At 44.5% G+C, this 23,972-nt stretch carries 20 protein-coding genes; 11 read left to right on the forward strand and 9 right to left on the reverse strand.

What is annotated here, in order from left to right; genetic code table 11:
* The 5 genes from R7127_RS18460 to R7127_RS18480 form a co-directional block, all read right to left on the reverse strand.
* On the reverse strand, positions 1 to 1,338 hold a 1,338-nt coding region (locus R7127_RS18460; protein ID WP_225455586.1), incomplete at its 3' end, for a VWA domain-containing protein.
* Positions 1,331 to 2,335, reverse strand: a complete 1,005-nt coding sequence (locus R7127_RS18465; RefSeq protein ID WP_050550100.1) for a vWA domain-containing protein — start codon at positions 2,333 to 2,335, stop codon at positions 1,331 to 1,333. The genes R7127_RS18460 and R7127_RS18465, both read right to left, overlap by 8 nt.
* Positions 2,328 to 2,804, reverse strand: a complete 477-nt coding sequence (locus tag R7127_RS18470) for a DUF4381 domain-containing protein (protein ID WP_047103940.1) — start codon at positions 2,802 to 2,804, stop codon at positions 2,328 to 2,330. Before R7127_RS18470 ends, R7127_RS18465 begins: the two co-directional genes overlap by 8 nt.
* 37 nt (positions 2,805 to 2,841) lie before the next feature.
* Positions 2,842 to 3,768: a DUF58 domain-containing protein gene (locus tag R7127_RS18475; protein WP_025768548.1), complete on the reverse strand. Its 927-nt coding sequence runs from the start codon at positions 3,766 to 3,768 to the stop codon at positions 2,842 to 2,844.
* Positions 3,769 to 3,781: 13 nt separating this feature from the next.
* Entirely contained in the window at positions 3,782 to 4,738 is a 957-nt protein-coding gene (locus tag R7127_RS18480) for a MoxR family ATPase (RefSeq protein ID WP_318142073.1), read from the reverse strand.
* A gap of 310 nt (positions 4,739 to 5,048) precedes the next feature.
* Between R7127_RS18480 and R7127_RS18485 the strand changes: the two genes are divergently transcribed.
* From R7127_RS18485 to R7127_RS18520, 8 genes are all read left to right on the forward strand, one after another.
* Positions 5,049 to 6,965, forward strand: a complete 1,917-nt coding sequence (locus R7127_RS18485) for a methyl-accepting chemotaxis protein (RefSeq protein WP_017821859.1) — start codon at positions 5,049 to 5,051, stop codon at positions 6,963 to 6,965.
* 56 nt (positions 6,966 to 7,021) lie between these two features.
* A complete protein-coding gene (locus tag R7127_RS18490) occupies positions 7,022 to 7,222 on the forward strand; it encodes a restriction endonuclease subunit S (RefSeq protein ID WP_005375165.1) in 201 nt (66 codons plus the stop codon).
* A gap of 246 nt (positions 7,223 to 7,468) precedes the next feature.
* Positions 7,469 to 8,137, forward strand: coding sequence for a LuxR C-terminal-related transcriptional regulator (locus R7127_RS18495; protein WP_318148478.1), 669 nt, complete (start codon positions 7,469 to 7,471; stop codon positions 8,135 to 8,137).
* Positions 8,138 to 8,365: 228 nt separating this feature from the next.
* Complete coding sequence (locus tag R7127_RS18500) at positions 8,366 to 9,022, forward strand: LuxR C-terminal-related transcriptional regulator (RefSeq protein ID WP_031777174.1); 657 nt, start codon at positions 8,366 to 8,368, stop codon at positions 9,020 to 9,022.
* Between the two features lie 206 nt (positions 9,023 to 9,228).
* Positions 9,229 to 9,819, forward strand: a complete 591-nt coding sequence (locus R7127_RS18505) for a calcium-binding protein (protein ID WP_005375168.1) — start codon at positions 9,229 to 9,231, stop codon at positions 9,817 to 9,819.
* A gap of 152 nt (positions 9,820 to 9,971) precedes the next feature.
* A complete protein-coding gene (locus tag R7127_RS18510) occupies positions 9,972 to 11,690 on the forward strand; it encodes a type I secretion system permease/ATPase (RefSeq protein WP_025768544.1) in 1,719 nt (572 codons plus the stop codon).
* A complete protein-coding gene (locus R7127_RS18515; protein WP_064376403.1) occupies positions 11,665 to 13,005 on the forward strand; it encodes an HlyD family type I secretion periplasmic adaptor subunit in 1,341 nt (446 codons plus the stop codon). Before R7127_RS18510 ends, R7127_RS18515 begins: the two co-directional genes overlap by 26 nt.
* 95 nt (positions 13,006 to 13,100) lie before the next feature.
* Entirely contained in the window at positions 13,101 to 13,949 is an 849-nt protein-coding gene (locus R7127_RS18520) for a mechanosensitive ion channel family protein (protein ID WP_005375171.1), read from the forward strand.
* Positions 13,950 to 14,044: 95 nt separating this feature from the next.
* On the opposite strand, the gene fhuB is transcribed toward R7127_RS18520, so the two are convergent.
* The 4 genes from fhuB to R7127_RS18540 are packed head-to-tail and all read right to left on the reverse strand — an operon-like array spanning position 14,045 to position 19,868.
* Positions 14,045 to 16,012, reverse strand: coding sequence for a Fe(3+)-hydroxamate ABC transporter permease FhuB (gene fhuB, locus R7127_RS18525; RefSeq protein WP_064376404.1), 1,968 nt, complete (start codon positions 16,010 to 16,012; stop codon positions 14,045 to 14,047).
* Entirely contained in the window at positions 16,009 to 16,938 is a 930-nt protein-coding gene (locus tag R7127_RS18530) for an iron-siderophore ABC transporter substrate-binding protein (protein ID WP_052767716.1), read from the reverse strand. The genes fhuB and R7127_RS18530 overlap by 4 nt, the downstream gene beginning before the upstream one ends.
* The gene (locus R7127_RS18535; protein ID WP_005375174.1) at positions 16,929 to 17,714 is read right to left on the reverse strand and encodes an ABC transporter ATP-binding protein; all 786 of its coding nucleotides are present in this window, start codon (positions 17,712 to 17,714) and stop codon (positions 16,929 to 16,931) included. Before R7127_RS18535 ends, R7127_RS18530 begins: the two co-directional genes overlap by 10 nt.
* A gap of 51 nt (positions 17,715 to 17,765) precedes the next feature.
* Positions 17,766 to 19,868, reverse strand: coding sequence for a TonB-dependent siderophore receptor (locus tag R7127_RS18540; protein ID WP_033906744.1), 2,103 nt, complete (start codon positions 19,866 to 19,868; stop codon positions 17,766 to 17,768).
* Between the two features lie 145 nt (positions 19,869 to 20,013).
* Here R7127_RS18540 and R7127_RS18545 point away from each other — a divergent pair, with 145 nt between their 5' ends.
* The 3 genes from R7127_RS18545 to R7127_RS18555 all read left to right on the forward strand — a co-directional run bounded on the left by R7127_RS18545 (position 20,014) and on the right by R7127_RS18555 (position 23,834).
* Positions 20,014 to 21,867, forward strand: a complete 1,854-nt coding sequence (locus tag R7127_RS18545; protein WP_033906862.1) for an ABC transporter ATP-binding protein — start codon at positions 20,014 to 20,016, stop codon at positions 21,865 to 21,867.
* Between the two features lie 237 nt (positions 21,868 to 22,104).
* On the forward strand, positions 22,105 to 23,139 hold the full coding sequence (locus R7127_RS18550) for a DUF4118 domain-containing protein (RefSeq protein WP_033906863.1): 1,035 nt from the start codon (positions 22,105 to 22,107) through the stop codon (positions 23,137 to 23,139).
* Positions 23,136 to 23,834, forward strand: coding sequence for a response regulator transcription factor (locus R7127_RS18555; protein WP_318142050.1), 699 nt, complete (start codon positions 23,136 to 23,138; stop codon positions 23,832 to 23,834). The genes R7127_RS18550 and R7127_RS18555 overlap by 4 nt, the downstream gene beginning before the upstream one ends.
* Positions 23,835 to 23,972 lie beyond the last annotated feature (138 nt).

A 23,972-nucleotide genomic window follows, 5' to 3' on the forward strand; every position in this document is an offset into this window, starting at 1 on the left:
CTGTTTTAGCTTTTCTTCTACAACCGATAGGTTTTTCTTCGCGGCTTCAAAGTTAGGCTTTTCCTCTAGCAGCTTTTTATACAAATCAGCCGCATCTTCTAATTGACCATTTTGAGCGAGCGAGTTGGCGAGGTTATAGCGGCCGTTAAGGGAGGCATCATGAGAAAATGCTTCGATAGCGGCTTCGTAGTCACCTTTTTGATAACTGGCGGCTCCTTTCCAGCTTGGGTTTGTAAATAGGTTTTGCGCCTGTTCATACTCACCTTGCTTGTAGAGTTCCGCTCCTTGTTGGTCGGCATTTAAGAACGGATTAGCTTCTGCATGCGGTGTCCACGTTACTGGGACTACAGTCGCAACTACCATCCAAATCAGGCCGCGTCGAAACAGTAAAGCCGCAGGAAGAAGTAACAACGGCAGTAACCAAAAGCCACTGTTGAGACGAGAATCAGTTTTAACTTCTTCGCTTTGGGTCGCAGAAAGCTGGCTACCAATGTTATTGGTAAAGGCCGCGATGTTTTCAACGTCACGGTTGGTGTGTTGAATAGGAACAAATAGGCCACCAGTCTTATTCGCTAGCGTTTGTAGATTTTTCAGATTTGTTTTCGCTACGACGGTTGTGCCTTGTGCCGTTTTTAGCAGAGAGCCGTCGGGCAGCGCGATAGGTGCACCGTTAGGAGTCCCGACGGCAAGAACAGAAATGCGAAACTTTGTACCTTGGACTAAATCTAACGCGCGAGACAGCTCTGACGTATCAAGATCATCCGCTAACACGATGATATCGCCTTGTTGCGTGCCGGCTTGAGAAAACTGGTTGATCGCAAGTTCAATCGCGGCAGGCAGGTTTGCTCCTTGAAAAGGCATCAGCTCTGGTGACAAATTTTCGATAATGCCCGCAAGCGTACTGGAATCAGTTGTCAGTGGACTTAAGTTATAGGCATCGCCAGCGTAAGCAATAAGTCCAGTGGCTCCCTCTTTCCATTTTGGCAGCAAATCGAGCGCCTTATAACGTGTTTGTGCTAGCCGATTGGGTTTGATGTCTGTAGCAAACATAGAGCGAGACATATCAAGCACCAAGATACGGTTTTGGTTTAACTCAAAGCTTGGTCGAGCATTGGACCGCCAGCTTGGCCCCGCTAATGAAATGCAAGTTATTGCCCAAGCTAAACCCCATAGAGTGAAGTAATGCTTAGACTGCGTGTTTTGTCCGAGCATCCGCGATAGGTGAGGGGCAATCAGTGTGGACTTTTGGGCTCTAAATTTGTGATTAAGCAAGAGTGCAATAGGGATCACGATGAGCCCCAAAAGCCAATAAGGATTGAGGAAAATAAACTCAGCCATGTTTTCTCCTTAATAGGAATAACAATACCGATAATACAAATGCAGCGCTTAATGGATATGGAAACCATTCAGACTGTGGGCGCCAAGTTTGTGTGTCGCTAGATACGGGTTCTAGCTGGTTGATGGTGTCATAAATCTTTTCGAGCTCTTCCGTATCTCGCGCTCGAAAATATTGTCCACCTGTCACCTCTGCCACTTTAGTCAGTGTTTGTTCATCTAAGTCGGCTGCGGTGTTGACTTTGCGAGTCATGAAAAACTCTTTCACCATCATTTCACCAGCGCCCACGCCCACGGTGTAAATAGTGGCGTTGTATTTTTTCGCAATTTCCGCTGCTTCTAGCGGCTCGAGCACCCCTGCAGTATTGCTGCCGTCACTAAGCAAAATCATGACTCGTTGGGGAGCATCACTGTCTACAAAGGTTTTTGTGCCTAAACCAATACCATCACCAATGGCGGTTCGTTGACCAACCAAACCGATGACGGTTTGATTAATCTGTTGCATGACGCTTTTTCGGTCTGCAGTGAGTGGTGTTTGCAAATAAGCATGGTCGCCAAACAAAACAACTCCGAGACGGTCACCTTTTCTCTTTGCTACGAAATCAGACAGAACTTTTTTGACTGCTGTGAGGCGATCGATATATTCGCCGTTGAGTTCCATGTCTTCCTGCTGCATCGAACCGGACAGATCGACGACTAACATCAAGTCCCGATATTTGGGTTGGAATTCAACGGGATCACCAAACCAAACTGGACGCGCACAAGCGACGACAAGAAGGCCCCAGATCGCGATTGAAAGTGCTTTTTGCAGCGCTTGCTTAGGCTTGCTGCGATTCTCATTGGTTGGTAAGTACGCCAATTTGATCTCGGCTTGTTGAGATTCTTGTGGCAGGAACTTGTATACCAGCCATGGGATGGGCAACAAAAACAGTGCCCACCACCAGACAAATTCAATGTTTAGCCATTGGGCAAGATCGGTTATGAGTGTTTGCTCAGTCACGGTTATTTGCCTTTTTCTTTGGTGGCAAAGCGTAGGTTATCCAAAAGACACAATCGTCTACCAAGCTTTGATGCTGCCCTTGGGAAGAATTCTGATACAACGCTTCTTGCCACTGATGTTGTTTGTCTACGAATCGACTTTCTTTGGTATGGCTATCGAGAAATTTATACCAAGCGATTCCGGTTAATGGTGCGATCTCTTCACGCGGAAAGTAACTCAATGCTGCCTGGCGCAATATTTCCAGAGCAGAAGAGGGGGTATGAGGCGTGGTAGGTTGAGTTAAAAGTGTTAATGCTGTCTTTTTTGCGCGTAAGTGTTTTTTACGCCATCTCACATAAAGACAAATGCCGAAAACGAAGAGCAAGGTGGCTGCAAGCACCACCCACCATCCCCAAGCGAGCGGAAACCAATCCGGAGCGTTTGGCAAAATCAAAGGTTCAAGGTCTAGGCTTTGGTTGTTTGTTGTCATTATTATTACTGCTTAATAAATACTGCTTGTCAGTTTGTTAGCTTAATTGTGAAATTAAGGGCCAGCCACTTGATAGCGTGTTAAATGGAATTGCTATCGAATGGCACTGCTGCTTAATGGTTTCTTGATGTTGGGTAAAGTGGCTTTCGAGTTCTCTTCGTTGTCCTTTAGAGCCAAAGTTAAACCATTGACTATGCAGCCCATCCGAAGCTTTCACTTGACCTCTAAAGTCTGTTTCGCCTCTTTCTAACGGATCATAAAACTGAACGGCCCTTACGCTATTGTGTTGTTTGAGTCGACGTAGTTGTGCCAGTTCCGTTGGTGTTACGTGGGCAAAGTCACTGAGCATAATCAATTCGCTGCCTTTTGGGGTGAGCGTATGAAGTGTCTCCAATACTTGTGTATAAGGCAGTGTACGAGTGTCGTTGCTTGCAGTACGAGTTACTTGCGCATTATGTATGTCGACTATGGCGTTAAGAATCCGCAGCCCTTGTCTTTGTAAAGAAGAGGGGCGAAATTCAAGACATTGATGTCCGTCATCAATCACTGCGCCGATGCGATCTTTTTTAGCTAGAGTTAGCCAAATTAGAACACTGGCAAAGTGGGCCAATTGAACGGATTTGAGTACATACTTAGATCCAAAATGTAGACTAGAACTTAGATCAAGATAAAGAATGACCGCTTGCTCTTTATCTTCTGCAAACAATTTTGTATGTGCTTTACCGGTCCTAGCGGTGACTCGCCAATCAATGCTGCGAATATCGTCGCCAGGTTGATATTGGCGCACCTCCATAAAATCCATACCTCGCCCTTTTTGGCGACTGGTATGGTTACCACTCATCTGCGACCAGAGACTCTGTGCTGGTGGTAACCAACGTACAGATTGAGTGCGATATTGGAGCAGCTCTTCAAGGGTTAATGTCACCCCATTCGCATGAGGTGGTAATGAATGTGTAGCGGACATATCACTCACCTGTTTATGCACTGCCAACAAGGTTTAGCAGTTTATCGATGACCTGGTTTGCCGTAATGCCTTCCGCTTGAGCGTGGTAACTCAACAATAAACGGTGGCGCAGTACCGGATAAGCCATGGTTTGAACATCTTCCGGAGAGACAAAATCACGACCAGCAAGCCAAGCGTGCGCACGTGCACAGCGATCAAGAGCGATGGTGGCACGCGGACTCACACCCATTGACAACCACTTGTCCAACTCAGTGTCATATTCGTTGGCTTGACGTGTCGCCATAACTAAACGGACGATGTACTGCTCTATCGTTTCCGCCATATGAATATCCAACACTTCTTTACGTGCGGTGAATATATTTTGTTGGCTTAACATTGGGCGTTCAACCTTTGCTTCGCCTTTTGCTTCTCCGCGGTTAATACGCAAGATAGATAGCTCATGCTCCGCATCTGGGTATTCCACTTCTAAATGCAATAAAAAGCGGTCTAGCTGCGCTTCAGGAAGGGGGTAGGTCCCTTCTTGCTCTATCGGGTTTTGAGTTGCCATAACCAAAAACAACTCTGGCAGCGAGTAGGTATGACGACCTGCTGTGACTTGTTTCTCTGCCATTGCTTCAAGCATTGCCGCTTGTACTTTGGCTGGCGCACGGTTTATCTCATCCGCAAGAATAAGCGAGTTGAAGATAGGACCTGATTGGAAAGTGAATTCTCCGGTTTCGGGACGGAAGATATCGGTGCCGGTTAAATCGGCTGGCAGCAAATCAGGGGTGAACTGAATGCGGTGGAAGTCGCCTTCAACACAGTCTGAGAGTGATTTTACTGCACGGGTTTTTGCTAACCCAGGAGGGCCTTCAACTAAAATATGCCCATCCGCAAGAAGCGCAACAAGCAGTTGCTTTACCAGATCTTGCTGTCCGATGATCTGCGACTCTAAGTATTGCTGAAGAGTTTCGAAGTTAGATTTATGCATGCTTTGGACTCTCGGTATCCATGTGATTTTCGTGTTGAGTATTGGTCATTTTCCATGTGAAAAAAGTTCCAACGCTCTATTGCAATTTATCTTTTCAATATTGGGACGCTACAGAGAATTGCAAGTACGTGCTATCTCTGAAAGTGCTTATTTGACAGTGTGTTACATTTATTTTTCATAATATAATGAGAAATGCCTCTAGTTTTGTACATATGAGCCGATAAAGATTCCGTGGTGTGCGTGTCATGAGATATGCACCTGATTCCCCTTGTGGGGCCAATAACAAGTGATTCTTTTAAAAGGTCCGAATATGTTGAAACTTCATTCCTTGAGCATCAAACAGAAGGTTGTACTTGGCATTACGTTTGCTGTTCTAGCATCAACAATCATTGTTGGTGTTATGGCTCAGCGTCATGCGAGAGATGTATTGAGCCATCGTCTTATTGACATCGAGCTACCTGCGATGTTGCAGCAAATCAATACCGAAATTGACCGCGAAGTTGTCGAAATGCAACAAGCGGCAAAACAGCTGGCTACAAACGAATTTATTGTTGAAGCCCTATCTAATACAGACCGTGATCCGTCAGTAGAAGTTCAGTTGGTTCAGCAGCTCAATAACGTTAAATCACAGTATGGTCTTAATGATGCGTCGGTAGCGAATCGTCAAACGGCATATTACTGGAATCAAAACGGATTCTTACGTCAACTTAACCGAACGCAAGATGCTTGGTTCTTTGGATTTACGTCGTCTGGTCAAGAAACGTCCGTGAGTGTGTTCCAAGAGGCAAATGGCGAAGTGAAAATGTTTGCCAATTTCCAAGATCTTAATGGTACATCAATGTCAGGTCTCTCTAAATCTATGGGAGACATGGTTGCTTTGCTCAATGGGTTTAAAATTGAAGATACGGGTTACGTGTTCCTCACTAATGAACAAGGCCAGATTCAAATACACCGCCAACAAGGTAAGAACCAAACTTCTATCACTAAACTATTTGGTAGTGACGCAAGTGCGCTGTTGAACAAAAATAGCTTCAACCTAATTAATGTGGAGTTTGAAGGGCAGGATACTTTTGTTTCTAGTTTGTATGTTCCTTCAATGAACTGGTTTGTTATTGGCGTGGTTCCCGTTGATGAAGTATTCGCAGACCTTAATGCGACAGCTAAAAAAATGCTGTTTACGACCATCATTGTTGCCGTTGTATTCATCCTCATGGGCGTATGGTTGGCAAACAGCATTACGAAACCAATCCGACTGATTGCCGATCGTTTTACCGACCTTGGGCAAGGTGAAGGCGATTTGGCGCAGCGTATTGAAATTAAGGGTAATGATGAAATTGCTCAGCTTTCAAAAGGCTTTAATGGATTTATTGAGAAGATTCATGCCACGATGAAAGAGGTTGCTCTAACCAGTGGCTCATTAAGTCAAGCGGCAGAAAGTGTGTCAACGAAAGCAACATCCACACACGACAACAGCCAAGAGCAGCGTGATCAAACCATTCAAGTAGTTGCAGCTATCAACCAAATGGGTGCGACCATCAGTGAAATTGCATCGAACGCTGCTACCGCTGCTGATACGGCAAATCAGGCTTCAGATAACACTCAAACTGGTCGAGAAGTTGTGATGAAAGCAAAAGAGGTGATCAGCCGCCTAGCCGATGATGTTGAAACAACCAATATTGTTGTTACGCAGTTGGCATCGACAACCAAAGATATTGGCTCGATTCTGGGTGTAATTCGTGACATCTCTGAGCAAACGAATTTACTTGCGCTAAACGCTGCAATTGAGGCTGCTCGTGCTGGTGAGCAGGGACGTGGTTTTGCGGTTGTTGCTGATGAGGTAAGAAACCTAGCTTCACGCACGGCTGATTCTACAGAAGAGATTCAGCGCATGATCAATCAGCTTCAAAGTGACGCACAAGACGCGGTAAGTGCTATGGAAGCGGGCAAAGCGGTCACCATAGAAGGGGTTACTTCTACCGATGAAGCAGTCGAGGTATTAATCAGTATTTCTGAACGAATCACCGACATCTCTGATCGTAATACACAAGTTGCAACGGCGACGGAAGAGCAATCCACGGTGGTGCATACCATTAATCAAAATATCGAAGAAATCAACGCGATAAATGAAATGACAACCGCGACAGCAGAAGAGTTGGCGGATGCAAGTCGCGATCTTCAAGCGCTCTCTTCTCGTTTGGACAAGATGGTTGGTAGCTTCAAGTTATAGAGTTGGATAGAATAGGCGAAGTTTAAAAGTTCAATCATTAATTTTAGGTAAGTACTATGAATGACTTCGAAAAAGAACTAGAGCAAATTTCTCAAGAAACCGCTCAGGAGCCAGAAGTAAAACTGCCGTCGCTAGAAGAGCAAAAAGCGATCGTCGCTGAGCTGAAAAAGCTGGAAGCGGAAGGTAAGCTGACGCCAGAAGTGTTAGAACAACACTTTGGTAAGTTTAACCAAAAAAACGCAGTTCCAATCCACTAAGTTAGGTGGTGTTTTGCCTCTAACGTGCGTGATTAAATCACCGGCTCAAACACAAAAAGGGAGTTTATACTCCCTTTTTTAATGTCTGAAAAATGCTAATACCTCTCATATACTTGCCACTTAAAAATTATTGACACTTCAATGAGTTATTAATTAGTACTAGTGATTTTCATACTTGACAATACTACCGCTCTATCTAAATCTATTGCGTATTTCAATAAAAACGACCAAGGGAATGCGATCAGGATGGAGCAGCAAAAAAAAAGAAACGTTATTTTAATCACGGAGGGAAGTCTACAGTCATCTCTGTTGAAAGATGTATTGGAGACCAAACTCGGTATTAGTGTTGCTCTAATCACGCCAGGTAATCTGATTCACGAAGTGTTACATGAATCTCTTGCATCAGCCATTATTGTTGATTGCAGCGTGATCACGGATGAAATTTTTCGCCGTTATGCGGAGTTTAAAGCGGCCAAGCAGAAAGACACGCTTGAAATCTTAATTAATTGTGAGCAATCCATATCGACAGAAGATCTCTTTGCTTGGCGTACTTTGGCCGGTATTTTCTATACCTCTGATGATATAAAAACGTTGCAAGTTGGTATTGGTAAGGTGCTTCAAGGAGATATGTGGTTCAGCCGTAAGTTTTCTCAGCAGTACATTACTTACCTTCGTCGACATTGCAAACCTATAAATAAGAATGTTTCCGCTATTCTGATCAAACGAGAGCAACAAATAATTACCTTTCTTTCCATGGGGGCGTCCAATCAACAAATCGCCGAACAATTATTTGTCAGCGAGAATACGGTAAAAACGCATTTACATAATATTTTCAAGAAGATTGATGTGAAAAATAGAGTTCAAGCACTTATTTGGGCAAAGGAAAATATTTCAGACAACTCGTTAACGGTGTAATGCTATTGCAATATTAGGTTGCCTAATTTAGTAAACTCTTAATAATTTCTGTGACCTGAATGTGTTAAAAGTGTTTCTTTTATGAGAAACACTTTTTTTGGTTCTCTTTTTAATAACTTTAGAATTTAAAAAAGTAGCAAATAACTTTACTCTGTGAACTAGCACTTACATATCAAACTAAGTGCTGACGATTAACTACTAATTTAAGAATGTTAAGTCACTGAAAGTATGAGAAACATTATGGAACAGTATATGGAAAAGCCTGAAATCCTAATGCTCACTCAACAAAGTTTACAGAGTGAAAACTTTAAGGAAATGCTTTCTAAAAATACAGAAACTAAAATAACGATCATTGATACTAAAAACCCTAGTTATCATGAACTCATTCCGGAACGCTACTTTTTGCTTGTTGATTTTTCAGTTGAGATTCCTTCCGAAACTTTAGTTTATTTAAAAGATAGTAATAAAGTGCTAGGAACTATAATGCTTAATCTAGGTTATGACTTAGACACAGAAGAACTCGCTTCTTGGCCTCATGTAAAAGGTATATTTGGTCCAGGAGATTCAATGGACAAGGTTTGTCAGGGATTAAAAGCAATAATAAAAGGGGATAATTGGCTGTCTCGAAGATTACTTGATCAGCTAGTAAATTATTATCGAGGCAGAGAAGTAAATAGCATTATCGAACCTGCTATTGAGGTTGAGCTTACTCGGCGTGAAGTTCAGGTTTTAAAAATGTTGAAAGAAGGTGGTTCAAATATGGAAATCGCTGATTCTTTATTTATCAGCGAGCATACTATTAAATCACATCTATACAATATTTTTAGAAAGTTAGAAGTAAAGAACCGTACGCAAGCTACAAGTTGGGCTAAGAGAAACCTGTAGTACTAGTATTAACTTGCTGTAATAAAAAGAAAATACTCTATAAAGTACTAAATTTTATATTTATTATTAAAATGTCAGTCTGAAATATCATCCCATATTCAAACTTATTCCTATTCAGTTGACTATTAGACTTCTCATGTCGTGACGAATCTAGTCAGACGTGGAACAGAAGGTCTATTCAATTAATAAGCTAAGAGGGAATAAAAATGAGCGCAAGTGACAATGACACGTATTTAGGCGATGCAGGTGTAAATAACCAATTTGCTGATTTCGATGGCGGCGATGATTTGTTTATCGGTTTTGGTGGTAATGACTCGTTTGTTGGCGGTGGCGGTAATGATTATGTGATCGGCGGCGACGGCGACGATCGCCTAACTGGTGGTGCTGGAGATGACATTCTTAGGGCTGGTACAGGAAACGACTACCTCGGCGGTGGTACCGGTAATGACTTGCTGTTGGGTTTGTTGGGTGACAATAAATTAAATGGTGGTGTCGGTGAAGATATTCTTGTTGCTGGTTCTGGTGACAACGTTTTAGTTGGCGGCAGCAATGGCGATAAGTTTGTGTTCACGGATAAGTTTGGTGGCCATGGCGAAGCCAAAGTTGTTGATTTCACCATTGGTGAAGACTCTTTGCACATCATTAGCGACTCTGTCACTGACTTTGGTGATTTAAGCTTTAGCTACGATGCAGTTGGGAATGCAGTGTTTACCGATGGGGCTGATCTAACAGTGAAACTTATTGGCGTGACTGAAACTGACATCAACACCTATGGTGCAGATCTGTTCGTAATCTAAACGACTGAAAATAACTCTGGATGGGAATTAGTTTGCGTGGCTCTGCCATGCTGAGGTGCACTAATCGGACACTCTAGAGCGATTTGAGGTTACCTTAAGCTAGGCGCTAGTATTTCTGGCGCCTACAATTTTCACGTTAAACGGAAGTAGTCGTGCAAAAAACGGTTTTCAAAGAAGTGAAACAAAAACTATGCACGCTTGCGGGCTTGCTAATCGTTTTTAGCCTTTTTATCAACTTATTGGTTCTCTCGATTCCGTTGTACATGCTTCAAGTGTACAACCGAGTGATATCTTCCTACTCAACCGATACTTTATTCTTGCTCACTGTCATCGTAATTGTTGCGCTGTTAACCATGTCCATCATCGACATTGCACGAGCACAAATGAGTAAATCTTTTGGTTATTGGATGGACACAAAACTCTCCGCTTTCATGCTCAAGCGCACGATTCAATATCAATCACATACTGGGAAGAGTTATACCTCGCAAACTCTGAGAGACATTCAGAACATCAAAAGCTTTTTGAGCAGTCAAGCACCTTATCCACTGTTGGATGCGCCCTGGACACCGCTATTTATTTTATTTGTGTATTTATTGCACCCGATACTAGGTCACATCGCGTTACTTGGATCTATCGTATTGTTTAGCCTAGGTCTACTTAATGAGCTAATGACGCGTAAAACAATGCAAGAGAGCGAAGTCAGAGCGATTTCTCATATCAACAACGCAGAATTAGCCACGCAAAACTCCAATTCAATTCTCGCAATGGGGATGATGAATGCATTTTTAGAGAAGTGGCAGTCGCGCGTGAGCGAAGTGAATGTGCTTGAAGAGCGAGTTGCAGGTAAGTCTATCTACATGGCTAACTTTTCTAAGTTTGTGCGTGGCTCATTACAGATATTTTTACTGGGAGGTGGTGCATGGTTAGTTATCCAACATGAGATAACGGCAGGGGCGATGATCGCGAGCTCCATATTAATGAGTCGGGCATTATCGCCGATGGAGCAGGCGATAGGCACGTGGCGAAGCGCGATGTCTGCTAAAGGCGCCTATAAAAGGTTGAAAGAAATCGATGCGATCGTGCGCCAAGATGAATCAGATATGCCACTGCCTAAACCAAAAGGACACTATGAGCTTTCCGGACTGGCCTATCGCCATCCTGGAGCAACTGAACCAGTGCTCTCATCGCTCAGCTTATCGATTCCTCCGGGTGTTGCTGTTGGGGTGATTGGCCCTTCTGGTACGGGTAAATCGACGTTTGCTCGGCTGCTATTAGGTACGGTTAAGCCGTTAGCGGGTAAAGTGACTCTTGATGGTATGGAAGTCTCCGTATGGGCATCTGAAGATCGCGGCGTACATTTTGGGTATCTCGCTCAAGAGGTGGAGTTATTTCCTGGCACAATTCGAGAGAACATCGCACGCTTTAAAGAAGAAGACCCCGCTAAAGTCATCAAGGCGGCGCAACTAGCAGGATGTCATGAATTAATACTCAAGAAAAACAAAGGCTATGATTGCATTATTGGTGAAAATGGCCGTGGTTTATCTGGGGGGGAAAGGCAGAGAATCGCTCTTGCAAGAGCCGTTTATGGCGACCCATCTATTGTGATTTTCGATGAAGCGAATGCCAACCTCGATGGTGAGGGAGAGGCTGCTTATCAACGTTTGATTGCCCATTTAAAAGCACAGAGTACAACGATTATCGTCATTGCCCACAATCCGAGTACGTTGCGACAAATGGATAGGCTGTTGTATTTGGCTGACGGCCGAGTCAAGTTATACGGCGCTAAAGATGAAGTATTAAAACGTTTGATGGGCGAAGAAAGAACAGATATCCCAAGGGTAAGAAATGAGCAATCAACTGCCAACCGTTAATCAGAGTTCTACTGAGATCGTATATCGTTTTAGCCCCAAAGCGAGACTAAGCTTTCGAAAACCAATTTTACTCGGTGTGGTGACCTTAAGTGTTTTTCTTGGAGGTCTTGGCTACTGGGCTGTAACAGCCAAATTAGAAAGTGCAGCGATTGCTTATGGTGATTTGTCAGTTCTCACTAAGCGACAAGAAATTCAGCATTTAGAAGGCGGTATTATTGAAAAGCTATATGTACAGGAAGGGGATTTAGTCGAAAAAGGTCAGTTATTAATTCAACTTTCTAAGCGTCAAGCTATGGCTAAGTTGGACTCGTTAAGTGGTCGTTTTATCCATACTCTAGCAAAGGAAAACCGTTTAAGTGCGGAGCTTGATGAGCTTCCAACGATTGTATGGTCTGATGATCTTGAAAGCATTCCCCGTGTCGATATCGTACAAGAAGCACAACTGGTTCAAAACAAGATCTTTGAAGCGAGAAAGCGATTCTTTGATAGTAAACTGAGTATCATTGAGCAGAGTATTTCTGGAGCAAATTTAGAGCTTGAAAACCTTCAGCAAACCAAAGTGATTGAGACGGAACGGCTCAACTTTATTGCTGAAGAAATAGACAGCAACCAAGCCTTGGTGCAAAAAGGTTTCTCGGGAAAATCTACTTTACTTCAACTCAAGCGCTTAGCAGCGGAGGTGAGAAGTACCTTAAGCCAGTTAGATAGGCAGTCGCTCACCGTTAGAAAAAGGTTAGATGAGAACCTAGCGCAAATTGAAGAGTTGAAGCTTGAAAGGCTGAATGAGATTGTCGAGGAACTACGAAATACCAAAACGGAAATTGTCGCAATTCGGGAAGAATATCGCTCCGCTCAAGATATTGTCGCAAGAACAACGATCAACGCACCTATTTCTGGTCGCGTAGTCAACATGCAAGTGTTTACCGAAAAAGGTGTGATTGGCTCGGGTGAAACGTTACTAGAACTGGTCCCGCAAGACGATAAGTTGTTAGTCGAGGCTCGTGTTAATCCTCAGGATATTGATTTAGTGAATCCAGGCCAGCAAGCGCATGTTCGTCTGACCGCTCTGAATGCACGGACGTTGGCACCTTTAGACGGTACTGTGCTGACGATTTCTGCCGATAAGCTCTCGCAAGAAAACCAAGAAGATTTTTATCTCGCTAGAATTGCAATTTCACCGGAAGACGTGACAAAACATCGTTTAACCTCAGGCATGAATGCCGAAGTGCTGATTTTATCTGAGCCACGAACGCCATTGAGCTACCTAATAAAGCCAATTACGGAAAGCATGAATCGCGCCTTTAGAGAGGAGTAATTTCAAAAAGACTTGAGTGAGCACGGACAACAGACAAAATAATTTGTTATCGTTAGCTGTTACTGGGCCGTATTTTTATTCGAGGGAGCCGTGGAATGGAGAAAGTGCAGTTAGTTGTCGATTTTCTTCTCACTCATAAATTGATTTTTACCGCACTGATCTTTGCGATTATGTGGTTAATTCGTCGTGCAATTTTATCGATGATTCGTGGTGATCACGCTTTTCTCTCAGAAGATCAGCGTAGTTGGATGTCCAGAACTAAAAATGGCACCTTTGCTGTTACATTACTGATTTTATTTATTTTATGGCAATCAGAAATTAACGAGTTTGCTCTGAGTGTAACGGCGATTGCCGTTGCCATTGTAGTGGCATCCAAAGAAATCATTTTGTGTTTTACGGGTTCGATTCAAAGAGCAAGTTCGCGTTCTTTTCGCGTTGGAGACTGGATTGAGGTCGGAAAGTTGTGTGGTGAAGTGATTGAGCACAATATGATGGCGACGGTGATTCAAGAGATCGACCTGCATCATGGGCAATATCATTACACCGGCAAAACAGCGACATTGCCTAATAGTATGTTCTTTACCTATCCAGTAAAGAACCTCAACTTCATGAAGCGGTACGTTTACCACAACTTTTCTGTAGTGGTGAAAGACTTCGTCAATTTGTATCCACTGTTACCGATTTTAACTGATAAAATTGAAGAACATTGCAGTTACTTTGCTGATGTTGCACATCGTTACAATGCGATGATTGAAAAACATGCCGGTGTTGACCTTCCTGGTTCTGAGCCACATATGCATATTTCTAGCAACATTAATGGTGAACAAATTCTGCACGTGATGATTTTCTGCCCAACCGATAAAGCGAACCACTTAGAGCACTTAATTCGTAAGGACTTTATGGAACTTTATGAGCAGCGTTTTCCTGTAGTGCGAGAAGAATAGAGCATCGTACTTCGCCTTTAATTTCAAACCCCGCTATCAAAATAGCGGGGTTTGTTTTTCTTAGCGTATTTTTGGGCTGTAACAATATTCCCAACTTAGCTGAATTTACTCTTCAGCATTAAAAATAGGAAGTAAGTGCTGCCTATAATAGCGACCAACGTGCCAGCTGCGACCTGACTTGGATAAATAGCGATTTGTCCTAGCCAATCTGCCCACAACATTAGGGTTGCGCCAATTAAGGCACCGACACACAGTTGCTCTTTCACTTTTCTTGCTCCTAACATCATCGCCATATGGGGAGCGACCAAGCCAACAAAAGATATTGGACCAACTGTAGCCGTAGAAAAGGCGCATAACAAAGCAACGATGGTGAGCATAAGCGTATTGGCTACGGTAGGGTTAAGCCCTCGTGCATTTGAGAATTGTCGCCCGATGGAAATTAGTGTTAGCCAACGAGAAATCGAGAATACAGCGGCAAGCAGAACTATTATGGCCAAACATAACATCAGTGCGGTGTGGGCTGTGACTCGATAAATTGAACCAGTTAACCACAATAAAATTTTGTAACTGTCACCAGAACCTTGAGCTAGCGAAAATTGAACAAGAGCTTCTAGTAGTGCCGTTAGTGCGATGCCGGACAACACGAAGTTAGATGGATTAAAATGGCTTCGTTTACCGATAATCAGCAATAACATCAATACGGACATACTTCCGAAAAAAGCGATACCCCAGCTAAATGCGGAGAGAAGCGACCCAGCGATGACTCCTGTCGTTATAATGGCAAACGTGGCTCCGGAAGACACACCGAGAATATCGGGACTTGCCAGAGGGTTATAAACAATGCGTTGCAAAATGATTCCGGCAACGGATAGCGCAATACCGACAGAAAGTGCGGTTAACATTCGCGGCCAACGCAATTGCCATTGGAACTCACCTGGCACAGACCATTGAATTCCGTTTATACCATGGGTAACGAATGAGTAAGCTAGAATCCCAACCAGACTGAATAGCGCAATGCTGCATACCGCGCGTTTAGAAAGCGCCGTTTTTCCTTGGCTCATTGAAAGGTTAAGTTGATCGGTTGCCGTCAGCTTTTTACGAGTAAACCAAATTAAAGCGGGAGCGCCAATAGCTGCAGCCGCTACACCGCTAGGAATGGTTTCCTCTAACCATAAGCTCAGCGAAATAGCGGCAGAGTCTGTGATGATTAGTAGCATTGCGCCCAAAAGCATGCTGCTGATCAATTCGTCGCGCGGTGTTCTTGCCCCCATCGCTCTGGCAATATTGGGTGTCAGTAATCCGATGAAGCTGATAATGCCAACTGCGGTGATTGAGGCAGATACCAGCCAAATACCCATCACCATTAACGCACCAAACGCGGGTAATACCGCTAAGCCTCGGGCTGCTGCGCCTTCTTGTCCTAGTTTCATTAAGGTCAGAATACGTGGTGCGACGATCAAAATTACGATTGCGATAGCGCAGCGAGGCAATAACCACTCAAACCAATCCCAGCTGTATTGAGAAAGATCTCCGGCTCCCCACATAAAAATATTCTGTGCGAACTGGGCGTTTAAAATAATAATGGCTGTGGCGATAGAACCGAGCAAGATATTGATCACCATCCCCGAAACGACCAGCGGCAAACCTGTCATGTTACGCACACCTGCAATTGATACGATCAGGCCAAACGCCACTAAAGCCCCCACCATTGCGGCTAATGCAGAGTAATCGGCTACCCAATCGACGAACCAAATATTTACCACGACTAATGCAAGCCAAGCACCAGAAGAGGTGCCAAGAGTCAACGGCGAGGTGAGGTTATTCTGCGTTAATTGCTGCATTAAGCTGCCGGTGAGACCAAGCATGGCACCAACAAGCAGGGTCATACTTAACCTAGGAAGCTGCGCTTGCGTAAAGAATACATCACGAAACTCGGTTGCTACCTCTGGTTTTGTTAATAATTGCCATTGTTCGAAAAGTGATAAATTAGTATCAATTTGTAGGCTAAAGACGCTAAGTAACGTAATCAGCGCCAGATAACCAATATAATGTTTCGTTCTCATTGTTCTGGTGCCAACTCTATTAGACTGTCGGTAATCGCTTCAGCGGTGTATTGCAAAGACATGGCACCGCCATACGCCCACACTGCTCTGACTGAATTTACCCGCTGCTTTTTCACAAACGGCATCGCTTGCCAAAGTGGCGACTCTTTCAGTTTTCGTTCTTCTGGGAAAGGCTGTACGTAGAGAACGTAGCTGTTTTTGAGGCCCTGAAGCCGATTGATTCGATCTTGCTTTACTCCCCACGCACGTGGGTCCTCTTTAATTGGAGCCTGTAATCCCAGTTTTCTAACCACGTAGTCAGTGGTGGAGTTTTCGGTTGCAAGTAATACAGTATTCGGGGTTGAAAATCGCATCACAAGAACGCTGAGTGGAGCAGAGTAATAGTGGCGAATTCGCTGGCGCATCTGCGCAAATGAAGCATCTAATTCTGCCAGTTTCTGTTCAGCAAGTGCCTCTTTATTGAATAGCTTGCTGAGCGTACGAAAGTGACGAATGGCCGTTTCAGCTGCGGCCTCATTTTCAGAAAAATTAGGTAAATAGATTACCGGAGCAATTTGTTTGAGTAACGGAATCAAGTCTTGCTGTGGAGACGCAGCAAGGATGACATCTGGTTTCAAACTGGCTATTTTTTCTAAGTTGGGCTCTGCTCGGGTTCCAATATCTTCAATTGACTCTGGTGCAGTTGGATTGACGACCCATTGGCGGTAGCCTGGTAAATTTGGGGCTGCGATTGGTTCTACGTTTAGCGCCAAAACTTGTTCTAAGATGTCCCAGTTTAAGGCAACAACGCGTTGTGGCGCGTGCTCAAAACTATGCTCACCATATTCATCGGTAACGGTGATGACTGCATGTGCATTGGTCATAAAAAATGCGAGGAGAAAAGCAGATTGTGTAACCACGGTAAGTAAACGAGCCATTATGCGCATACAACAGCCACCTTTTGGCTCGCTAATGTGTTAGCCGGGCTTGGGTGCTCAATCAGCTTAATTGGTGACTCATATAGTTTAGAAAGGCGTGCCTCGTCTAACAACATGTCGGCGTTGCCTTCGAAGGCAATTTTACCTTTTTTGAGCGCAACAATGTGGGTGGCGTAGCGCAGTGCTAAGTTCAGATCGTGCAGGATCACGATAATGCCTACATTCTCGGTTCGATTCAGTTCTGCCAGCAGCGCCATTAGTTGAAACTGATGGTGAACATCGAGCGCCGAGGTTGGCTCATCGAGAATTAAAATTGGCGATTGTTGAGCCAGTAGCATAGACACCCAAGCACGTTGGCGCTCACCGCCCGATAAGTCATCCGCCAAAGCTTGAGCAAAAGGTGTAACCCCTGTTCGTTCCATAGCCTGCGTGATGATCTGTTTGTCTTCGGTTTTCCAACGACCAAGTGCCCCACGCCACGGAAAGCGACCTAAGCGCACTAGCTCTTCGACCGTTAAACCAGCTGAAGAGGGCAGCTTTTGTGGCAAATAGGCGATCTGTTTTGCCAACTCTTTGGTTTTAAGTGATGAAAGGGAAGTATCGTTTAGTGTTACCGTACCTTTATCTGGCGACATTTGACCAGAAAGCAGGTTCACCAGTGTCGACTTACCTGAACCGTTATGGCCTAAAACGACCGTTAGCTCATTTGTTGGGATGTTAAGTTGTTCGATGCCGAGGATCTGACGTCCACCTCGCACGATCTCAATATTAGACAGTTGAAACATGGATGGCTCTTAGGAGAAAACTCCCCTCAATAGAGGGGAGTAGAAGTACAATTACCAGCGGTAGTTTGCGTTTAGCATAACAGAGCGAGACTGGCCGTAGTAACACCAGTAATCGCAACCTGAAACAAACTCTTTATCTAGGATGTTGTTCACGTTTAGCTGTGCTTGCCACTGTGAAGTGATGTCGTAAGTGACTGACGCATCCCAAAGAGTGACTGAAGGAACCGTTAGGTTCGAGCTCTTAGGGTTATCTTTTGACTCACCTACGTAGCGCACACCAGTACCGATATTGAGGCCTGGAATCAGGCTGTAGGCGCTGTAGTCTACCCATGCAGAAGCTTGGTGCTCAGGAATAAGTGCGGCTTGTTTTTTACCTTGGCCAAAGCTCTCATCTGTTTTCGCTTTAGTGTAGGTGTAGCTTGCCATCAGTTTTAGATCGTCTGTTAGCTGCGCCGTGCTTTCTAGCTCAACACCTTGAGATGTCACTTCACCTGTTTGTGTCGCAATCCATGTTGATGGGTTAGTGACCAACGCGTTCTTTTGCGTGATGTCGAACCATGCAAGGTTGATAAAGCCATCTATAAAGCTTGGCTCATACTTCACCCCCACTTCTACTTGCTCGCCTTCCAGCGGTTTGTAAAGTTCATTGGTTGCCGTATCAATAGTGCTGATCACTTCAAACGACTGAGAGTAGTTTGCGTAAGGTGACAGGCCATTGTTTGCAAGGTACATCACACCCGCACTTAGAGATAGCTGACCATCATCACGAGATTCACTTTGATCAACGGTAGCGCCTTTGCCAGAGTTTTCTGTTTTCACCCAGTCGTAACGAGCACCGATGTTACCAATCCACTGTTCATGCAGTTTCAATTGGTATTGTGAATAGAGACTTGCTTGAGATTTCTCAATCTCACGTTTCACGTTGTCGGCAGGATCAAGAGGGGTGAAGTTGCCGTAAACTGGGTTCCACGGATTGATGGTGCCAAATGCGTAGTTGTCCTGCTCGTCGCCATCGGTTTTGTGGAATTGCAGATCCATACCGATAAGCACTGTGTGCTCTGCGTTGTCTGTCATCCAGTTGCCGACAGCATTGTTATCGAACGTGATGCTCTGGTTTTTTCCGTCACGGAATACGATGCCTTGCGTTAATTCTTCTTTCGCTGGATCGTTGTTTGAGAACGCGTAAGAGCTGCGCAAGTACAACTCATTCGAACCGTAGTTGAGGTTTTGCGAGAGTGACCACGTGTCATTGATGTCGTGCTCTAGTAAGTAACCCAGAGAAAACTGCGTGCGTTCGTATTTATCGTAGTTTGGCTGACCAAGGTTAGTCGAAGGATCGATTTTGCCAAAGTTAGAACCAATCAGAGTACCTGCTGCTGGGAAGAATGGGTTAGTTGGTACACCGTCATCACGAAGGTAAGTTGCCAAAACGGTCAGCATTGTACGGTCAGAAATGTCGAACTCGACACTTGGCGCTAGGTAGAAACGCTCGTTGTTTGTGCCGTCCAGTTCACCATCTTGGCTTGTCATCAAGCCAACCAAACGATAGCGCACAGTGCCTGCGTCGTTTGCTTCGTCAGCAATGTCAAAACCTACGGATTGGTGTTGGTTGTTGCCAACTTCGACTTTTACTTCGCCTTGAGGCGTAAACGTTGGTTTTTTCTGCACCGCATTCACGATACCGCCTGGTGCCGATTCACCAAACAGAATAGCCGATGGACCTTTAACGACTTCTACACTTTCTAGGCCGTAAGGTTCGACCAACCATGTGTAGTAACCATCGCGGAATAGGCGGTTGCCGTTTAGGTAAGTCGCTGCATCAAATCCACGAACTTTGAACCAATCAGTGTCGTTGTCTGCGCCATAAGGCTGAGCGGTTACACCAGACGTGTAGCGTAACGCTTCATCTAGTTTTTTCGGTGCACGAACACGAAGTTCATCTTCAGAAATGATAGATACGCTGCGCGGCGTTTCTGCTGCCGGGGTTTCTACTTTAAGTGCTTGCGCGGTGACCGTTATGGTCTCCATGGCAATCACGTCACCTTGTACGACGTCTTCTTGAGCTTGTGCTGTGAATGCAACCACTGCAGTAGGTGCTAAAGCACAAACCAACGCGTTGCGGATCGCGATGGTCAGTGAGTTATTCTTTTGCATAAATCTATTCCTGATAATTATGATTAACACCAAGCTTAATTGTAATTATTATCATTTGAGCTTTTGTTTCGGTATTTTACTGACTTTTGTATCAAAAGATAGTAAAACGTTCGCAAATTCATTCGCGGTACCTAAAGTCATTGTTATGTTCAATTGGTTTGAAAAACTGACCCAACCCTTTCCCCAGATGGAAACCGAAAAGCCACCGAAGACGCTATTTGGCTTTTGTCGTTTTTACACTCGTGGCTTTGAAGCCCCTTTACTCGTTATGGCTGTGTTCAGTGCGCTTATTGCCATTACTGAGGTGACGCTGTTGCGTTATATGGGCGAGCTCGTCGATATTCTCTCTAATCAAGATCGCGCAACATTCTGGCAAGACCAGGGTGATCGCATGCTAATGATGCTGTTCTTAGTGGCGGTTGTGATGCCAGCTCTCGGTTTTGTCCACTCAATGGTGATGCACCAAACGTTATTGGGTAACTACCCGATGTCTATCCGTTGGTTGATTCACCGTTACTTGCTAAAACAAGCGGTTGGATTTTTCCAGCGAGACTTTGCAGGCCGAGTTGCGACCAAAGTGATGCAAAGTGCGTTAGCGGTACGAGAAACGGTCATGAAGCTAGTGGATGTACTGGTTTATATCAGCGTTTATTTTCTTTCGATGCTCTGGATGATGGGCGAAGCTGATGGTTTGCTAATGTTGCCTATTGTGATTTGGATAGGAATGTACGCGGTTATCCAGTTCTACTTTATCCCTAAAATGAAACAAGTAGCGACGGAGCAAGCGGATGCTCGTTCTGTAATGACTGGGCGCATTGTCGATTCTTACACCAACATATCTACCGTAAAGCTATTCGCGCACTCGCAACGAGAGTTGGAATACGCAGAAAGCAGCATGAAGCAATTTTTGGTGACGGTTTACCGCCAAATGCGCATGGTGACTTGTTTACTGTTTAGTGTGGATGCCATCAACTATTTGCTGCTGATGTCTATTAGTGCCATTTCGGTTTATCTATGGCTAGATCACGCTGTAACAATTGGTGCTATTGCGATTGCCATCAGTATTGCGTTGCGCGTACAAGGTATGTCGAAGTGGATCATGTGGGAAGTTAGCGCACTGTTTGAAAACATCGGTACAGTAGTAGACGGTATTAATACGATTTCAAACGATGTTGAAGTGAAAGACGTACCAAATGCTAAGCCTTTGCAAATCTCTCAAGGTGAGATCTGCTTTGATCACGTAGGTTTTAACTACAGTGACGAGAAGGCGGTATTTGAGAACTTGAACCTGACTATCAAACCGGGCGAAAAAGTCGGCATTGTCGGTCGTTCTGGGGCAGGTAAATCCACGTTGGTCAACTTGTTGCTGCGTTTTTACGACGTAAATACCGGTAAGATTTGTATTGATGGACAGGACATTTCTCAAGTCGAACAAGAGTCTCTTCGCCAACACATCGGTATGATCACGCAAGACACCTCTTTGCTGCATCGTTCAATTAAAGAGAACATTCTTTACGGTGATCCAGATGCTTCAATGGATGCCGTTATCGCAGCTGCTGAGAAAGCACATGCTCATGATTTCATTCAATCTCTACGAGACGAGCAAGGTAACGTTGGCTATGACGTTGAAGTGGGTGAACGCGGTGTGAAGCTGTCTGGTGGTCAGCGTCAACGTGTGGCGATTGCTCGCGTTCTGCTGAAAAACGCGCCAATTTTGATCATGGATGAAGCAACGTCTGCACTTGATTCAGAAGTAGAATCGGCAATTCAAGAAAACCTTGAAGTTCTGATGGAAGGAAAAACAGTGATTGCGATTGCTCACCGTTTATCAACGATTGCCGCGATGGATCGTTTGATTGTAATGGATGACGGCAAAATCATTGAGCAAGGCTCGCATTACGAGCTGCTGCAATTGGGTGGTGTTTACGCTCAGTTGTGGAAGCATCAAACCGGCGGATTTTTGTCTGAGCAAGGTGATGCTCAACTGCAAGTCATCTAATATGACGCTACACGAAAGAGGAGCAAATGCTCCTCTTTTTTGTGTCTGTCGTTTATACCGAGTAAGTAGGCGTTAATGGGCAACGTTAACTTGTGATTATTCATTAAGTTAGGCTAACTTAATGATGATTATGTTTATAACTCACTGTCGTTATTGAATTTTTTACGCTTTTTTTACGCGAACTCCGAATGGGCTTTTGCTAAAGTTTTCTACATCGAATTTTGGTTGATGTATTTTATGTTTGTTCAATGGCGAGATAACACCTTTCTCTTTTCTACTACCGTGATTGTTGGCGCGGTTGTCGTCTCATGGTTGTTAGACCAACTGTTTGGCTCTACAGCCGCAGTCCTGCTGATTTTACAGTTAGCGGTCGTGGTAGTGGCGTTTCAATGCAACTCGCGATTCGCTTATGCGGCGGCGGTGATCGAAGCGTTGAGCTTCAACTTCTTTTTCACGACGCCTCGTTACTCTTTGCAGATGTTTCGTCCGGAAGACATTTTTAATTTAGTCGTGTTTATGGTGGTGGCATTTATCACCAGCACCTTTGCGGATCTTTATCGTCGCCAGCAGGGCGAGTTAAAACAAACCAAGCTGCAAAACAGCATCCTGCTATCGGTGTCCCATGACTTACGCACGCCGCTGGCAACCATTATTGGAACATTGACCACACTCAACGAGTACATGCCCAAGCTCAATGGCTTAGAGCGTAAAGAATTGCTCGACAGTGCGACTTCAGAAAGCCATCGCTTGCATCAATATATCGAGAACCTCTTACAGGCGACTAAGCTCCAGCACGGCACATTAAAAATTACCAAAAAAGATGAGTTGATTGCAGATATTGTTCGGGATGCGGTTTCTCGTTTGCCAAATTACACCGAGAAAGTGTCCATGAATATGGATGATTCCGTTGATTATTTGTCAGTAAGTCGTTCGCTCATCGAGCAAGCGATTTTTAATGTGCTGGATAATGCCATGCGATTTTCACCAGAGAATGAATCTGTTGAGGTTTCTCTTTCTAAGCAGGGTTCGTCGTGCGTGATTGATGTTCGGGACATGGGGATTGGCATCAAAGCTGAAGATGCGGAAAAAATATTCAACCTTTTCTATTCCGGCGCGAACAACAAATCGGCCGATTCAGGCACCGGAATGGGACTCGCGGTTGCCAAAGGCATCATCATCGCACACCAAGGAGAGATTCAATCTATGCCAGTATCAGAAGGGACGCTGATCCGCATTCTACTTCCACTCAATCAAGGAGCAGAGCAGGCGTGAGTTACAAAGTTTTAGTCGTGGACGATGAGCCTCGCATTCATACCTTTATTCGAATTTCGCTGTCTGCTGAAGGGTTTGATTACATTGGCGCGAGTACCATTGCAGAAGCCAACGCGTGTTTCGAAGCGCATTCGCCGCACGTCATTCTGCTAGATTTAGGCTTGCCCGACGGCGATGGGACGGAGTTTCTCACTACGCTTCGTCAGACCTATAAAACGCCAGTGCTAGTGCTGACAGCTCGCGATCAAGAAGAGGAAAAAATCCGCCTTTTAGAAGCGGGCGCGAATGATTACTTGAGCAAGCCTTTTGGCGTAAAAGAGCTCATCGCGCGCATCAAAGTGCTGGTTCGAGATTTGGTGGATGAGCAAACCGTCGCTGATGAGCTGGTGGCTGGCCGAGTCAAAATCATCAAAAGTACTCACCAATTTTGGTTGGATCAGAGGGAAATTCCACTCACCAAGAAAGAGTTTTCTTTCATTGAACAGTTGATTCTCAAGCCGGGAAAACTCATTGAGCAAACTCATTTGCTAGCGGTGATTTGGGGAAAAAGTCATGTCGAAGACACTCACTACTTACGTGTGTTAGTGAGTCAACCACGCAAAAAACTGAACGATAGTGCTGACGAACAGCGGCTATTAAAAACCGAGCCGGGGCTGGGTTATCGTTTAGTGCTAGAGGCGTCCAAGCACCACTAAATTACAAATTTAATCAACGTTAATGCCAAGGTTTAGTGCTGGTTATCGGCACTCGAACAGGATTCGTGTTGCCTATTTTCCGTGACGGAAAATCAGTCTAACCCTTAACGCATTAGCATTTTCTATACATAAAACACA

It is taken from the genome of Vibrio sp. 1159, assembly GCF_033340395.1.
GTDB classification, from domain to species: Bacteria; Pseudomonadota; Gammaproteobacteria; order Enterobacterales; family Vibrionaceae; genus Vibrio; species Vibrio alginolyticus.